At 72.6% G+C, this 15099-nt stretch carries 15 protein-coding genes; 8 read left to right on the top strand and 7 right to left on the bottom strand.

Translation table 11 applies throughout. The features are described from left to right. Positions 1-102: 102 nt before the first annotated feature. The 4 genes from ABZU25_RS23800 to ABZU25_RS23785 all read right to left on the bottom strand — a co-directional run bounded on the left by ABZU25_RS23800 (position 103) and on the right by ABZU25_RS23785 (position 3017). Positions 103-810, bottom strand: coding sequence for an endonuclease/exonuclease/phosphatase family protein (locus ABZU25_RS23800; protein ID WP_355031619.1), 708 nt, complete (start codon positions 808-810; stop codon positions 103-105). Continuing rightward, positions 807-1754 carry an ROK family glucokinase gene (locus tag ABZU25_RS23795; protein ID WP_355031573.1) on the bottom strand — a complete coding sequence of 316 codons (948 nt, stop codon included), beginning with the start codon at positions 1752-1754 and terminating at the stop codon, positions 807-809. Before ABZU25_RS23795 ends, ABZU25_RS23800 begins: the two co-directional genes overlap by 4 nt. A 71-nt stretch (positions 1755-1825) precedes the next feature. Further along, the gene (locus tag ABZU25_RS23790) at positions 1826-2530 is read right to left on the bottom strand and encodes a hypothetical protein (RefSeq protein ID WP_355031572.1); all 705 of its coding nucleotides are present in this window, start codon (positions 2528-2530) and stop codon (positions 1826-1828) included. 31 nt (positions 2531-2561) lie between these two features. Further along, positions 2562-3017, bottom strand: coding sequence for an SRPBCC family protein (locus ABZU25_RS23785; protein WP_355031571.1), 456 nt, complete (start codon positions 3015-3017; stop codon positions 2562-2564). 186 nt (positions 3018-3203) lie between these two features. On the opposite strand from ABZU25_RS23785, the gene ABZU25_RS23780 reads away from it, so the two are divergent. From ABZU25_RS23780 to ABZU25_RS23750, 7 genes are all read left to right on the top strand, one after another. Then, positions 3204-5018 (top strand): long-chain fatty acid--CoA ligase, encoded by a 1815-nt coding sequence (locus tag ABZU25_RS23780; RefSeq protein ID WP_355031570.1) that lies wholly within the window; start codon positions 3204-3206, stop codon positions 5016-5018. A 14-nt stretch (positions 5019-5032) separates the two neighbouring features. After that, complete coding sequence (locus ABZU25_RS23775; RefSeq protein WP_355031569.1) at positions 5033-6721, top strand: GAF domain-containing sensor histidine kinase; 1689 nt, start codon at positions 5033-5035, stop codon at positions 6719-6721. 7 nt (positions 6722-6728) lie between these two features. Further along, positions 6729-7397 carry a response regulator transcription factor gene (locus tag ABZU25_RS23770; RefSeq protein ID WP_007072219.1) on the top strand — a complete coding sequence of 223 codons (669 nt, stop codon included), beginning with the start codon at positions 6729-6731 and terminating at the stop codon, positions 7395-7397. 188 nt (positions 7398-7585) lie between these two features. After that, positions 7586-8395 carry an SAM-dependent methyltransferase gene (locus ABZU25_RS23765; RefSeq protein ID WP_355031568.1) on the top strand — a complete coding sequence of 270 codons (810 nt, stop codon included), beginning with the start codon at positions 7586-7588 and terminating at the stop codon, positions 8393-8395. Positions 8396-8474: 79 nt separating this feature from the next. Next, complete coding sequence (locus ABZU25_RS23760) at positions 8475-10133, top strand: bifunctional diguanylate cyclase/phosphodiesterase (protein ID WP_355031618.1); 1659 nt, start codon at positions 8475-8477, stop codon at positions 10131-10133. 123 nt (positions 10134-10256) lie between these two features. Further along, positions 10257-10841: a TetR/AcrR family transcriptional regulator gene (locus ABZU25_RS23755; RefSeq protein ID WP_355031567.1), complete on the top strand. Its 585-nt coding sequence runs from the start codon at positions 10257-10259 to the stop codon at positions 10839-10841. Positions 10842-10861: 20 nt separating this feature from the next. Then, on the top strand, positions 10862-11524 hold the full coding sequence (locus ABZU25_RS23750) for a lysophospholipid acyltransferase family protein (protein ID WP_355031566.1): 663 nt from the start codon (positions 10862-10864) through the stop codon (positions 11522-11524). A 13-nt stretch (positions 11525-11537) separates the two neighbouring features. Here the strand turns inward: ABZU25_RS23750 and ABZU25_RS23745 are convergent, their stop codons facing one another. From ABZU25_RS23745 to ABZU25_RS23735, 3 genes are all read right to left on the bottom strand, one after another. After that, complete coding sequence (locus ABZU25_RS23745; RefSeq protein ID WP_355031565.1) at positions 11538-12662, bottom strand: glycosyltransferase family 4 protein; 1125 nt, start codon at positions 12660-12662, stop codon at positions 11538-11540. Beyond that, complete coding sequence (locus ABZU25_RS23740; protein ID WP_355031564.1) at positions 12659-13918, bottom strand: M48 family metallopeptidase; 1260 nt, start codon at positions 13916-13918, stop codon at positions 12659-12661. Before ABZU25_RS23740 ends, ABZU25_RS23745 begins: the two co-directional genes overlap by 4 nt. Before the next feature lie 233 nt (positions 13919-14151). After that, positions 14152-14367 (bottom strand): hypothetical protein, encoded by a 216-nt coding sequence (locus ABZU25_RS23735; protein WP_355031563.1) that lies wholly within the window; start codon positions 14365-14367, stop codon positions 14152-14154. 210 nt (positions 14368-14577) lie between these two features. On the opposite strand from ABZU25_RS23735, the gene ABZU25_RS23730 reads away from it, so the two are divergent. Next, positions 14578-14925, top strand: coding sequence for a hypothetical protein (locus ABZU25_RS23730; protein WP_355031562.1), 348 nt, complete (start codon positions 14578-14580; stop codon positions 14923-14925). The last annotated feature ends 174 nt before the right edge of the window (positions 14926-15099 follow it).

Genomic DNA, 15099 nt, shown 5'->3' with positions numbered 1-15099 from the left:
TTTGGTACGGCAGGCGTGCCGGTCGCCGCGAAATCCTCTCCACAACCGAGCCGGATGTCCAGTCCTGAGCCGGACGCGTCGACTGTCGAGCCGGGATCGGGGTCAGCCGCCGGCGGGTAGCAGCAGGTCGACCAGGACCGGGAAGTGGTCGCTGGCCCGGCGGGTCTGCGGGGTGTCCACCACGTCGTAGTCGACAACGGTGATCAGCGGGTCGACGAAGAGCGCGTCGATGCGTCGGCGCGGGTCGGCGCAGGAGTAGGTGAGCCGGTCGGCCTGGTCGGCGGCCACCGCGGTGTCGGTCAACCCGCGCGACACGGTGGCCCACGCCGGACCGTCCGGGCCCTCGTTGAGGTCCGCCCCGGCCACCACCGGGCTGGTCGCCGCGTCCAGGCCACGCTTGAACTCGGCGGCCTGCCCGGGACGCTCGGTCGGGTCCGTGGACAGGTGCGAGCCGGCGAGGGTGAACCGGGCGTCGCCGACCCGGCAGTCGGCGTACGCGGCGCCGCGCAGGTGCCGGCCGGGGGTCAGCGGGAAGCGTTGGCAGCGGTTGCCCCGCACCTGGACCCGCAGGCTGGTCAGCAGCAGGTTACCCAGCGCCGGCAGCCCGCCGGCGGCCACCACCAGACCGAACGACTCGGCCAGCGTGGCGGACTTCTGCCGCCACCGGAACCGGCGCGGCCCCTCCTGCACGATCACCACGTCCGGCCGCGCGGCCCGGACCACCGCCGCCAGCGCGGCGGTGTCGTCGCGCTGGCTGTGGATGTTGTACGACACCACGCGCAGCGGCACGCCCATCCCGGACCGCTTCAGATCCGGCGGGCCAGGTCGGCGGCGCCGATCACCCCGGCGCTGTTGCCCAGCTCGGCCGGGAGCACCTCGGCCACCGGCAGGCGACCGCGCTGGGCGAGCGCGTCGAGGTACGAGCGACGCGTCGGGCCGAGCAGCAGGTCACCGGCGTCGATCACACCGCCGCCGACCACCAGGGTCTGCGGGTCGAGGATCTGCGCCATGTCGGCGAGGCTGGTGCCCAGCCATCGGCCGATCTGCGCGAACGCCTCGGCGGAGACGGGGTCGCCACCCTGCGCGGCGGCGGTCACCATCGGGCCGGTGATCGCCTCGGCCTCACCGCCGGCCAGGTCGAGCAGCGCGGTGGCCCGGTTGGGCTCCTGCCGGGCGCCGGCTCGGGCGAAGCGCACCAGGGCGCTGCCGCTGGCGTACTGCTCGATGCAGCCGAGCCGGCCACAGCCGCACTGGTGCCCGTCCGGCACGGCCAGCATGTGGCCCAGTTCCGCGGCGATGCCGTGCGCGCCGCGCATCAGGTCGCCGCCGAGGACGATGCCGCCACCCACACCGGTGCCGATGGTGAACATGATCATGGAGTCGTCGGCGTCGCGGGCCGCGCCGTAGCGGAACTCGGCCCAGGCGGCCACGTTCCCGTCGTTCTCCACGATCACGGGTAGGCCGACGGCCTCGCTGACGTACTGCCGCAGCGGTTCGTCCCGCCAGGCCAGGTTGGGAGCGAAGAGCACTGTCGAGCGGCTGGCGTCGATCCAGCCGGCCGCACCGATGCCGACGGCCTCGATCGTCCGCCCGGCCGCCAACTCGCCGACCAGCTCGATGATGACGTCGCGGGTCTTGCCGACGTCATCGGCGGGGGTGTCCCGTCGGGTCTGCACGAGGACCGTGCCGGTGTCGTCCACAACACCGCCAGCCACCTTCGTGCCACCGACGTCGACTCCGATGGTCAGCGTCACCGCTGCCGCTCCCCTCTACTGTCCGGCCCGTGTCCCGGCGGCATGCCGGTCCGGATCGGGATGTCCCGCGCTCAGGCGCCGTCGCCCGGGGCTTGCGCTCCGGTGTCGTCCGGCACCCGCGAAGCGGGCACCGCGGGATGAGTGGTCGGTGCCGGTACGGTCGCCGTCCCGGCGTCGTCGACGGGTGGTGCGGCGGCCGGGGCGAGTGGGTCCGCCGTCCGGGTGGCGACCGACCAGACATCCCGCTCCGGCGCCGGCTGAGAATCATGCCCGCTGCGGGTGGCATCGCGCCACACGTGTTCGTCGCCGGTTGCGCTCGACGGGTCGCCGGGGGCTGGCTCCGGGAGCACATGGTCGGTGCTCGCGGCCGGTGCCGACGGTGGCGCGACGGTCGGCTCGGGGGTCGGACCGGATGGGCTCGTCGGGGACGTCTGCGCCGGGGAGAACGCGCGGAGCAGGCTTGCGACGCCCGCCGCGAGATCACCGGCGCCGGTCGCGAGGCGTTCGGCGAATTCCGGACTTGGGTCGCGTAACGCGGCGATGCCCCGACAGACCGGGCAGACGCAGCATTCGGCCGATCCGGTGGCGAAAGCACCGCCGGCGCCGGGACGCCCGTCCGAGTCGATACTGTGACCGAGGACACCGGCCAGCACCCCGCCCAGCGAGCCGAACGCGCCGCCCGCCGAGCCGGCGGAGGCCAGTCGCGCCCCCGCGAGCAGGGTGGCGACCAGCCGCTCCGCCTCTTCCCGGGCCGAACCCGGATCCGTTCCGCCCACCCTCGGCTCCTCTACCGTGCCACCGGACCCGTCACTGCGCCGCACCGGTTGCTTCTACCCGGCGCTTGAGCTGCTTCAACGCGGTATCCATGATCATCTTCTCGGCCTTGCGCCGAAACATCCCGAGCATCCCCACCGACAGGTCGACCTCCAGCGTGTAGGTCACCGTCGTACTGCCGTCCGGGTTACCCACCAGGTCGTACGAACCGCGCTGGGACTTCTGCATCTTCGAGGGAGCGACAAGGTGCCACTCGATCCGGGAGAGGTCCTCGGCGTACTCGTAGGCGAGCACGTACTCGTCGGCCATCACCCCGGCGTCGATGGTGAAGCGCACCTGGCTGGCGTAGCCGTCCTCGTACTCCTCGACGACCTCGGCGCGGCGAACCGCGTCGGTCCACTCCGGGTAGGCCGCGAAGTCGCAGATGACCGCCGTCACCCGATCTGGTGCGGCGCCGATGATGATCGACTGGGTGGAGGAGTCCGCCATGGGGGGAGGCTACCCGGCGGGCCACACCTCCACGCCGCGCCGTCCCCGCCGCGCCGCCCGAGGTCCGCAGGGGGCGGGGACAGCGCAGGCCCTAGCAGTGTGCCAGTGCTCACCGGGTAGGTTTCGACACAGCCACCGTCCGTCGGCGGTGGCCGGCCCGGCCAGTGCGAGCACGAAGGAGTGCAGGTGCGCGAGTTCTCCGTCCCGCCGATCATCACCGTTGGCGACGCGGCCAACCTCACCGATCCGGTCTGGGACAACGCCGAGGCCGCGCCCGACGCCGTCCAGTTCGCCCGCCCCACCCCCGGTGCCGAGGGCACCGTCACCGTCTGGTCCGAGGTGACCTGCCGGCAGTTTCGGGACGAGGTGGCCGCGGTGGCCCGGGGACTGATCGCCGCCGGCATCGAACCCGGTGTCCGGGTCGGGCTGATGAGCCGCACCCGGTACGAGTGGACGCTGCTGGACTACGCCATCTGGACCGTCGGAGCGGTCACCGTGCCGATCTACGAGACGTCCAGCGCCGAACAGGCCGCATGGATCATCGAGGATTCCAACGCGGTCGCCGTCGTGGTCGAGACCGACGCGCACGCCGCCCTGATCGCCGGCGTCCGACACCGGCTGCCCGAGCTGAACCACGTCTGGCAGATCGACCTCGGCGGGGTCGACGAGCTGGTCAGGATCGGTGCCACTGTCGAGCTGGCCGAGGTCGAGCGGCGACGCAAGGCGGTCGGCGCCAACGACCTGGCCACCATCATCTACACCAGCGGCACCACCGGCCGCCCCAAGGGCTGCGTGCTCACCCACCGCAACATGTACGCCGACATCGCCAACGCGGTGCCGGTGCTGCCGAACCTGTTCAACGCCGGCGCGTCCACCCTGCTCTTCCTCCCACTGGCACACGCCTTCGCCCGGCTGATCCAGATCGGCGTCGTCCAGGCGCGGGCCACCATGGCCCACTGCGCCGACACCAAGAACCTGGTCGCCGAGTTGCAGGCGTTCCGGCCGACCTTCGTGCTCTCCGTACCCCGGGTGTTCGAGAAGGTCTACAACGCGGCCAAGCAGAAGGCCGAGGCCGACGGTAAGGGCGGCATCTTCGCCCGCGCCGAGCAGGTCGCCATCGCGTACAGCGAGGCTCTGGAGACCCCGGGCGGACCGGGTCTGGCGTTGCGCGCCCAGCACGTGGTCTTCGACCGGCTGGTCTACGGCAAGCTGCGCGCCGCGCTCGGTGGGCGGTGCCGCGACGCCATCTCCGGCGGCGCGCCGCTCGGCGCGCGGCTCGGTCACTTCTTCCGGGGCATCGGCGTGACGGTCCTGGAGGGCTACGGCCTGACCGAGACCTCGCCCGCCGCCGCGGCGAACCTGCCCACCGGCACCCGGATCGGCACCGTCGGCCGCCCACTGCCCGGCGTGACAGTGCGGATCGAGGACGACGGCGAGATCCTGATCTCCGGCGAGCTGATCTTCCAGGGGTACTGGCGCAACGAGACGGCGACCGCCGAGGCGCTCAGCACCGACGGGTGGTTCCGTACCGGCGACCTGGGCCAGCTCGACGCCGACGGCTACCTGAGCATCACCGGGCGCAAGAAGGAGTTGATCGTCACCGCCAGCGGCAAGAACGTCGCCCCCGCGGTGCTGGAGGACCTGGTCCGGGCGCACCCGTTGATCAGCCAGTGTGTCGTCGTCGGTGACCGCAAGCCGTTCATCGCGGCGCTTGTCACAATCGACGAGGAGGCGCTGCCGGCCTGGCTGGAGGGCGCCGGGATGCCCGCCGACACCCCGGTCGAGCAGCTGCGGGAGCACGAGGCCCTACGCAGGGAGATCCAGGCCGCTGTCGACACCGCGAACCAGGCCGTCTCCAAGGCCGAGGCGATCAAGACGTTCCGGGTCCTGCCCCGCGACTTCACCGAGGCGACCGGCGAGCTGACCCCGTCGCTCAAGGTCAAGCGCCAGGTCGTCCACAAGACGTACGCGGCGGACATCGCCGACATCTACCGAGGCTGACTACCATCCGTCACGTGCCCGCATCCACAGCCACCGCACCGCACCCGCATCCCCTCGCCGCAGCCGCCCGCCTGGTGATGCTGGCGCTGATCGCCATCCTGACCCTCTTCGCCACCCGCGACGTCACCCAACTGTGGTGGATCGCGCTGCTGGCGGTGGCCGGGCTCCCGTCCCTGCTGGCCCCGCACCACCGGCTGATCGCCCCGCTGAGTCGGGTGGCCGAGGTGGTGGTGCTGGGCCTGGCCGCGAGCCAGGTGGCCGCGGTGGCGTCGATCGGCACCGTCGACGGGCTCGGCGCCTCGGCGGTGCTGCCCTACCTGGCGGTCCCGGTGACCGTCACCGCGCTGCGCCGCCGCTTCCGCGAAGGCGCCGCCCTGCTCGCGGTCACCGCCGCCACCCTGCTGATCAGCGGTGCGCTGACCCAGGTCGAAGGAGGGCCGCAGCTCGGCCAGCCGGGTTACCTCGCGGTCTGCGCGCAGTGGCTGATCCTGGCGGCGCTCGGGCTCTACGCCGCCGGCACCCTGCACCGGGTGATGGTGGTCCGCGGTGAGGGCAAACCCCAGCCGTACGCCGAGGCGACCCGGCTGCTGACCCAGCTGCGGACGGTGGCCCGACAGTTGCCCGGCGCCACCCTGGACCCGGGCGGCATCTCCGAGCACCTGCTTGAGGAGTTGCGCACGGTGGCCCAGGCGGACCGCGGCGCGGTGCTGTCGGCCAGCGGCGGAGGACGGCTCGTGGTGCTCGCCCAGTCCGGCGTCGACCGGGTGGACTGGGAGACGACGCTGGACGCGGACTCGGCGATCGCCGACGCCTGGGCCAGCCAGCAGGCCACGACGGCCGCCCGCTCGCAGTCCCGCTCGCACCGGGGCCCGGACGTGTCCGCGCTGATCGTTCCGCTGGTCGCCGGGGTGCGGACGGTGGGGCTGGTGGTGCTGGAGGCGGACGCCGCGCACGCGTACCCACCGCCGGTGGTGTCCCGGGTGACCGCGCTGACCCGCCCGGCCGCGCTGCGGCTGGAGGCGGCGCTGCTCTTCGACGAGGTGCGCTCGCTGGCCACCAACGAGGAACGGCAGCGGTTGGCCCGGGAGATCCACGACGGGGTGGCGCAGGAGTTGGTGATGGTCGGCTACGGCATCGACAACGCCATGGCCACCGTCTTCGACGACGCCGACGAGACCGCCGAGGCCCTGCGTACGCTGCGCGGCGAGGTGACCCGGGTGATCCAGGAACTGCGGCTGAGCCTCTTCGAGCTGCGCAGCGAGGTGGACCGGCAGGGCGGGCTGGCCGCGGCCATCGCCGAGTACGCGCGCACCGTTGGCGCGTCCGGCGGGCTGCGGGTGCACCTCTCGCTGGACGAGTCCACCGCCCGCCTGCCGGCCGCCACCGAGGCCGAGTTGCTGCGCATCGCCCAGGAGGCGGTGACCAACGCGCGCAAGCACGCCGGCGCCTCGAATTTGTGGGTCACGTGCGAGGTCGACCCCCCGTACGCGCAAATAGAAGTGTCGGATGACGGTCAGGGGATGGCTGACCAGCGCCCCGACGGACGGTACGGTCTTGCGATCATGGCCGAGAGGGCGGAACGTATCCGGGGCCGGTTGGAGATCAGGCCGCGGCAACCCAGTGGCACGACAGTGGCCGTGGTTGTCGGCACCTCGTCCCGCCGAGATAACGTGCGCGACAGCGCAGCACCAGAAGGGGAGTAACCCGAGGATGACCACAAGTCCGACACCGGCCACCCGCACCAAGGTCCTCCTTGTTGACGATCATGACCTGATTCGTAAGGGCCTGCGCCACGCCTTCGAACGCGACCGGCAGTTCGAGGTCGTCGGTGAGGCCGCCACGGCGGCAGAGGGGGTACGCCAGGCCGGCGCCCTGCAGCCGGACGTGGTGATCATGGATCTGCGGCTGCCCGACGGCAGCGGCCTGGAGGCCACCCGCGCGCTGCGCAAGTCCAGTGCGTCGATGGGCATCGTGGTGCTGACCATGTACGCCGGCGACGACCAGCTCTTCGGTGCCCTGGAGGCCGGTGCGAGCGCCTTCGTGCCGAAGACCGCCCCGGCCGACGAGGTGGTGGCCGCCGCGCGGCACGCCGCCTCCTCCCCCAGCGCGTTCACCGCCGCCGATCTGGCCGAGGCGATGAAGCGCCGGCTCGCGCCGTCCGGTCCGCAGTTGTCTCCCCGCGAGGGGCAGGTGCTGCGGCTGCTCGCCGACGGAATGAGCGTGGCCGGCATCGCCAAGCAACTGTTCGTCAGCGAGTCCACGGCCAAGACGCACATCTCCAAGCTCTACGAGAAGCTCGGCGCTGCCAACCGGGCCCAGGCGCTGATGACCGCTCTGCGGCTCGGCCTGCTCGAAGCACCGGACGCGCCGAAGTTCTGACCTGCCCCCGCTCGTGCAGCGGGACTTCACGACCGACGGTCCGCGCCAGCTTCGGCCAGCGCGGACCGTCGCGCATCGACCAACGTCGGCGGGCAACCTCGCGCACGCTATGGTCTGGCGTGCGTGGCGGGTGCACAATACCCGCGCGGGCGACGACGCCCGCGTCGCGGACTCGAGGGGTGGATCGCATGCAGCGGCCGGACTGGGCACCCGACACGATCGACATCGAGCGCCCGAGCGTCGCGCGGATGTACGACTACTACCTCGGCGGCTCGCACAACTTCGCCGCGGACCGCGCCACGGCGCAGGCGATGGTCGCGGCGGTGCCGGAGGCGCCGCTGATGGCCCAGGCCAACCGGGCGTTCCTGCGCCGGGCCGTGCACCACCTCGCCGAGGCCGGGATCCGGCAGTTCCTGGACATCGGCTCGGGCATCCCGACCGTCGGCAACGTGCACGAGATCGCCCAGGGGCTCGACCCGCAGTCGCGGGTGGTCTATGTGGACGTCGACCCGGTGGCGGTGGCGCACAGCCGCGAGATCCTCGCCGGCAACGAACGGGCGGTGGTGGTGCAGGAGGACCTGCGGCACCCGGAGGCGATCCTGGCCCACCCGGATGTTCGCAAGCTGCTCGACCTGAGCCAACCGGTGGCCGTGATGGTCGTGGCCGTCCTGCACTTCGTCTCGGATGACGACCGACCGGCCGAGCTGCTGCGCACGCTGCGTGACGCTCTCGCCCCCGGCAGCTATCTGGTGCTGTCGCAGGCCAGCGACGACGGGCGCAGCGACGACGAACGCGCCGAGGCGGAGCGGGTCTACCGGCGCACCGACAATCCCCTGTGGATACGCGGTCGGGCTGAGCTGACCGCGCTCTTCGACGGGTTCGAGCTGCTCGACCCCGGCGTGGTGTGGGTGCCCCAGTGGCGACCGGACACCCCGGAGAGCGCGGAGGACGCCGAGCGCGCGGTCTTCATGGGCGGCGTCGGGCGACTCGGTGGCTGAGCCGCCCGAGGCGGCCTCCCGTCCGGGCACGTTCGCCCGCGCCTGGGCGAAGGCGGTCTCCGGCACCAGCTACCTGCCGATGACCCAGGCCCAGCTGGAAACCATGCTGGACCGGCTCACCGGGCAACTGGCCGGCGCGTTGCTCACGGAGCCGTTCGACCTGCGTGCCGGGCACCGGGTCGGTGCCGAGCTGGTCGCCGCGCACATCGCCTCCGCGGAGGGGTTGGGTCGTACCGTCGAGGTCATCCAGCTTCGGTTGGTGCGCGACCTCGGGTTGGTGGCCGAGGAGGTCGAGGACCGGATGGCCCGGCTGCTGGCGGCCGTGGCGACCGGCTACGCCCGCGCGCTGCGCGACCGCACTCTCGACGAGCAGGAGTCGATTCGCCGGGCCGCCATGAGGGCCCGGACGCAGGCCGAGCGGGCGCTGCGCGCCAGCGAGGCACGGTTCCGTCATCAGGCCACCCACGACCCGCTCACCGGTCTGCCCAACCGGACGCTGTTCACCGAGCGGCTCACCGCGGCGCTCAACGAACCCGGCCGGGGCGCGCAGCGCGTCGGGGTGTGCTTCCTGGACCTGGACCGCTTCAAGGTCGTCAACGACACCCTGGGGCACCAGGTCGGTGACCGGCTGCTGGTCACGGTGGCCGAACGGCTGTGCGAGGCCATGGGTGAACACCTGGTGGCCCGGCTCGGCGGGGACGAGTTCGTCATCCTTGTGCAACGCAGCGGCGGCACCGACGACATGGTGGCGTTGGCCGAGACCGCGCTTGCCGCGGTCCGGACACCGGCGCTCGTCGACGGGCACGAGCTGCAGATCTCGGCGAGCATCGGCATCGTCGAGCGTCAGGTGGCCGGAGCCAATCCCAGTGACCTGATGCGGGCCGCGGACAGCACCCTGCACTGGGCGAAGTCCGCCGGCGGTGCGCGCTGGGCGCTCTACGACGCCGAGCGCAACCAACGCGAACTGGCCCGGTACGCGCTCTCCGCGGCCATCCCGGCCGCGCTGGAGCGGGGCGAGTTCTACCTCGACTACCAGCCACTGACCTCACTGCGCGACGGCAGCCTGGTCGGCGTCGAGGCGCTGGTCCGCTGGCGGCACCCGGAGCTGGGGGTGCTGCGCCCGGACAGCTTCATCGGGTTGGCCGAGGAGACCGGCCTGATCGTCCAGTTGGGCGGCTGGGTGCTGGCCGAGGCCTGCCGCGAGGCGGAAGCATGGGCGCCCGGTAGCGGCGCCGCACCGTTCGTCAGCGTCAACCTGGCGGTACGCCAGGTGCACCGCCCCGGGCTGGTGCAGGAGGTTCGCGCGCTCCTGCGGCAGACCGGCCTGCCGCCGGAGCGGCTTCAACTGGAGATCACCGAGAGCACGATGATGAGCACCGCCGAGGAGCCGGTCCGCGCCCTGCGGGTGCTGGCCGACCTCGGGGTACGGATCGCCATCGACGACTTCGGCACCGGCTACAGCAACCTGGCCTATCTACGGGACCTGCCGGTGACCGAACTGAAGGTCGCCGGGGAGTTCGTCGCCGGCCTGCGGTCACCCTCGGTCGGCCGCACCGACGAGCGGATCCTCGCCTCGCTGGTCTCCCTGGCGCACGCCTTGGACCTGACGGTCACCGCCGAGGGCGTGGAGACCGCCGGGCAGGCCGAGCGGCTACGGGCGATCGGCTGCGACGCCGGCCAGGGCTGGCATTTCGGGCGCCCGGCCCCCGCCGACCGGATCCTGGCCCGCATCCGCTGAATCCTCGACCCGACCACCGGCCCGGCCCGGCCCGCGCTCCGGCCCGTTCACCTCACGGCGCGCGCCGCCGGGGCGACCCGCACGAGGGTAGACAGCGTCTACGGTCGCTGGTAGACAGTGTCTATGGGCGCGGATGAGACGGGCCTACGGGGGCGGCTGGTGGCTGCCGGGGTGGACCTGGTGCTGCGTGAGGGCCAGTCGGCGGTGTCACTGCGGGAGATCGCCCGCCGTGCCGGGGTCTCGCACGGCGCACCGCGCCGTTATTTCCCCACCCACGTCGACCTGCTCTCCGCCGTCGCCCGGGAGGGCTTCGCCGACCTCACCGCCCGCGTCGAGCAGACGATGCGCGACGTCGACCCGGACCCGCGTACCCGATTGACCGCGCTGGCCCGGACGTACCTGGACTTCGCGGCGGCCCACCGCGGCATGTTCGAGCTGATGTTCCGCCACGACCTGCTGGACAGCGGCCGGCTACGGCTGCGCGAGACGAGCCTGCCGCTGTTCACCGTCCTGGCCGACCTGGTGGCGCAGGTACGTCGGCCCACCGACGCGCCCGCGGCGGTGCTCGCCGGCGCGCTCTGGGCAAACCTGCACGGCATCGCCCAGCTCTGGGCCTGGGGCAGCCTGCCGCTGGCCACCGGCGCCACCGACGACGACACCCTGCTGCGCGCCGCGCTGGAGGCCCACCTCGGCCCGGCGCCGGCCTGAAACTCGACCCCGGAGGACACGTGCCCCTGCTGTACGACGTCACCAAGCTGACCGTCGGCACCGCACTGCGGATGGGCTGGCGACCCCACGTGGAAGGGCTTGAGCACCTGCCCCGACACGGCGGCGCGATCCTCGCCGGCAATCACCTGTCCGTCGCCGACGAGTGGTTTCTCGTCACCTCGACGCCCCGACACGTCACCTTCTGGGCAAAGGTCGAGTACTTCAACGGCCACGGTCCGGGCGGCTGGCTCAACCGGCGGATCGTCGCCGGCATGGGCGCCATCCCGGTCGACCGCGCCGGCGGCCGGGCCGCCCTGCGCGCTCTCGACGCCGCCATACCCGTGCTGCGCGCCGGTGGCCTGGTCGCCATCTACCCGGAGGGCACCCGCTCCCCGGACGGGCGGCTCTACCGGGGCCGCGTCGGGATGACCCGGCTGGCCCGCGACGCCGGGGTGCCGATCATTCCGGTCGGCGTGCTCGGCACCGCCGAGGTGCTGTCCGTCGACGCGCGGCTGCCCCGTCGACATCCGGTCACCCTGCGGTTCGGCCCGCCGATCCCGGTCGCCGACCGGATCAACGGGCCGCGCGACATCCGGACGGTCACCGACGAGGTGATGGCGGAGATCCAGAAGCTCACCGGCCAGGAGTACGTGCCGCGCTACGCGCCGGCCCGGGAGAGCTGAACGCGGCCGGCGCTCAGCCGACGAGCAGCGCCCTCATCCGTTCCGCCTGCGCCTCCCAGCGCCACTCCCGCTCCACCCAGGCCCGGCCGGCAGCGCCCAGTTGGCGGGCCAGGTCCCGGTCGGCGAGCAGCCGGGCGACCCGGTCGGCAAGCTGGGCCACGTCCCGCCCGCGTACGACGTAACCGGTCTCCCCCTCGCGGACCGCGTCCGGTGCGCCCCCGGAGTCACCGGCCACCACCGGCAGGCCGGTCGCGGACGCCTCCAGGTAGACGATGCCCAGCCCCTCCACGTCAAGACCACGGTTGCGGGTGCGGCACGGCATCGCGTAGACGTCGCCGGCCGCGTAGTGCGCCGGCAGCTCGGCCGACGGCACCGAGCCGGTGAACACCACGTCCCGCTCCACACCGGTCTGACGGGCCAGCTTCTCCAGGGTCGCCCGGTACGGCCCGCCGCCGACGATCAGCAGTGCCGCCTCGGGCACCCGGCGGCGGATCTCCGGGAGTGCCCGGATCAGCATGTCCTGACCCTTGCGCGGCACCAGCCGGGACACACAGACCACCACCGGACGGTCGGTCAAACCGAGCCGGGCCCGGACCTGCTCGCCATCCACTGTCGGGTGGTAGGTGTCCACGTCGACCCCGGGTGCGAGCCGGCGCAGCTCGGTCACCCCGTCCAGCACGCGCGCCAACCGGCTGCGGGTGTACTCGCCGAGGTAGGTGGTGACATCCACACCCCGACCGATGCGCCGCAGCGCGGGCCGGGCCGCCGGCAGCGCCGCCCAACCAACCTCGTGGCCGTGGGTCTGCGCCACCACCCGGTGGACGCCGGCCCGTCGACGCAGGCCGGCGGCGAGCAACCCCAACGGGGCCGCCGCACCGAACCACACGGTGTCGCAGTCGTACGCGCGCGCCAACCGTGCCGCCCTGCGGGCGATCAACGGGGTGGGCAGCAGCACCCGGGTGCGCTCCCGGACCACCTCGAACGGCTGGTCGGCGTCGAACTTCGCGGCCCCTCGCCAGCTCGACGCGTAAACGACCACCGAGCCGGCCGGTTGTCGCACCGCGAGGTTGTGCACGAAGGACTGGATGCCGCCCGGACGGGGCGGAAAATCGTTTGTGATCAGCAGCGTGCGGCTCATCGGCCGGCCTCCCGGGCGTACGCGCGGGCGGCGGCCATCCGCTCGACGGTGGACGGATGCGAGGCCGAGTAGAGATATTCCCAGCGCGGCGGATCGGGGTCGCCGAGGTTGACCGAACCGAGCCGGCGCTGCATCGACTCGAACGCCTGCGGATCACGGGTCAGCGCGAGCGCGTGTGCGTCGGCCCGAGCTTCCACCCGTCGCGACATCAGCGCCTGCACCGGCGCGGCGACCAGCCCGGCCACCGTGACGAGTGCCAGCAGCAACGGAAAGGCGCGTGGTTGGGCGACCGAGTCGACGCCAGCCAGCCGCAGCAGCGGCGCCCACGAGCCGAGCAGATAGAGCGCCACCACGGCGGCCGCGGCACCCAGCGCCCCGGTCAGGGTGCCCACCGTCACGTCGGAATCCTTCGCGTGCCCCAACTCGTGGGCCACCACGGCGGTCACCTCGGCCGGCGTCGCCTCGCGCAGCAGCGTGTCGTAGACGACCACCCGCCGGGTCGGTCCGAGACCGGAGACGTACGCGTTGACCGCCCTGGTGCGCCGGGACGCGTCGGCGACCAGCACGTCTCGCACCGGCACCCCGTCGCGGGCGGCCATGCTCATCAGCTCGGCCCGCAGCGGGCCCTGCTCCATCGGGGTGAACTTGTTGAAGACCGGCTCCACAAGCACCGGCAGCACGAACGACAGCAGCACCACCAGCAGCGCCGCACCCGCCGCGCCGAACGCCCACCACCAGCGCGGCGCGAACCGGATCACCGCGTAGAAGCCGACCAGCGCCACCGCGCCGATCACCGCACTGACCGCGTACGACTTGAGCAGGTCGACCGCCCAGCCACTCCAGCCGTTGGTGCTCAACCCGTAGCGGGTGAGCACGCTCTGGCGCCAGGCGGCGAACGGAAGCGTCACCAGGTCGGCGACGAGCATCACGGCCAGCCCGCCGAGGACCGCCTGCGCGGCCCAGTGCCCCCCGAACGGCCGGCCCACCAGCTCGACCAGGCGGCTGCCCAGCGGGGTCAGCCCGAGCGCGAGAGCGACAAGCAGCCCCACGGCGAGCGCGGTGTAACCGCCCGGACGCAGCGCGGCCCGGAACTCCCGCCCCTTGGCCACCTGCTCGGCCGGCAGGTCACGCAGCGCGGCGAGCTGGTCGGCCCGCGGGGCCGGCGGTCGGTGCCACGGGATGAACAGCGCGGCGACCACGACCAGCGCAATGGTCAACCCGGCCAGCGTCAGCAGCGCCCACCCGCGCGGGGTCAACGGGACACCGCCGTGCGGCGCGCCTTTTCGCCGCCGCGGCACACCGAGCCGCCGCACACCGAGTCGCCGCGCGCAGAGCCGCCGCACACCGAGCCGCCGCGTGCAGCGCCGCCGAGCGCAGCGCCGACGAGCCGGCCGTCATCCCGTCGTGTCCCGCTCATCGCGCCGTCCTCCCGTCGTGACCGCTCATCCTATGGCCCGCGCGGAGCCCGCTTCCGGGCGCGGTGTGGCGCTCAGGCGATCCGGCGGACAGCAGGGCGGCGAGCCTCGGAGCGCGCCGGCGCGGCCAGCACCTCCACGTCGAAGCCGGCCCGGGCGAGCACCTCGATGGCCTCGACCTCGGCGGCGACCAGCCCGGCCGCCGGGGACGTCTCGTCGAACAGGGCGGTCAGCGGGCAGCCGGAACAGCCGTCGGCCCGCTGTGCGCACCCGTCGCAGTCGATGAGCATTGCCCCTCCTGATCGGCTCGCGGTGCCAGCTCGCGCCTTGTCGTCGCCAACCGAGCACCATCGGTGACATCGACGCTAACCACCGGGTCCGACAGAAACCACGTCCGACCGACCGTTTGGGGTCGAGATCGACTCCAGTTCAGCGAAATCGGGCTATCCCGCCGCCGTTGCCACGTCCTTATACGGTGGCCGTGACACGGGGGTGGGTAGGTGACCGAGGAAGACGGCCGTCCGTCGTCGGCGCATCCCGGCGGCGAGGAACAGCCCCGCCGCCGCCGAGAGTCGGCAAAAAAACCGATCATCGTGGTGGTGGGAATCGCCTGCGCTCTCGCCGTGGCGATCGGACTGATCGCGTCGTTGGCGCGCGGTGACACCGAGGGTGCCGTCTCGGGCAAGGAGCCGACCTCGACGTCCGTCTGCAATCGCAAAGGCCAGCTGTGCCGCCTGCGGACCTGCTACCGGATCACCTACGTCACCGACAGCGGCGGGAGCAGGAACTCCTGCGTACCGAAACCTCGGTACGACGAGATCCAGATTGGTGACCGCTTCTCGGAGTAGCGCGCGCCCATCGCGGTCGACCGGCGCACCCTAGGCGTGTAGTTACTCACCCAGGCTCGGGGGGTGACCGTCGGTCACCTCCGTCGGGGCGGATGCGGTAGTGAGCGGTATACCTCTGAGTCATATTTATACCTCTGGGGTATACCGCTCACCAGCACATCGAGATGGCGGGCA

The organism is Micromonospora sp. NPDC005215 (assembly GCF_040607915.1).
GTDB lineage: Bacteria > Actinomycetota > Actinomycetes > Mycobacteriales > Micromonosporaceae > Micromonospora.
This window is presented reverse-complemented; position numbering and strand designations above follow the sequence as displayed.

What these genes read in the sequence shown, in the direction of transcription:
- ABZU25_RS23785 (WP_355031571.1), bottom strand. Translation starts at nt 3,017, where the DNA reads ATGGCGGACTCCTCCACCCAGTCGATCATCATCGGCGCCGCACCAGAT.
- ABZU25_RS23770 (WP_007072219.1), top strand. Translation starts at nt 6,729, where the DNA reads ATGACCACAAGTCCGACACCGGCCACCCGCACCAAGGTCCTCCTTGTT.
- ABZU25_RS23765 (WP_355031568.1), top strand. Translation starts at nt 7,586, where the DNA reads ATGCAGCGGCCGGACTGGGCACCCGACACGATCGACATCGAGCGCCCG.
- ABZU25_RS23760 (WP_355031618.1), top strand. Translation starts at nt 8,475, where the DNA reads ATGACCCAGGCCCAGCTGGAAACCATGCTGGACCGGCTCACCGGGCAA.
- ABZU25_RS23755 (WP_355031567.1), top strand. Translation starts at nt 10,257, where the DNA reads ATGGGCGCGGATGAGACGGGCCTACGGGGGCGGCTGGTGGCTGCCGGG.
- ABZU25_RS23745 (WP_355031565.1), bottom strand. Translation starts at nt 12,662, where the DNA reads ATGAGCCGCACGCTGCTGATCACAAACGATTTTCCGCCCCGTCCGGGC.
- ABZU25_RS23735 (WP_355031563.1), bottom strand. Translation starts at nt 14,367, where the DNA reads ATGCTCATCGACTGCGACGGGTGCGCACAGCGGGCCGACGGCTGTTCC.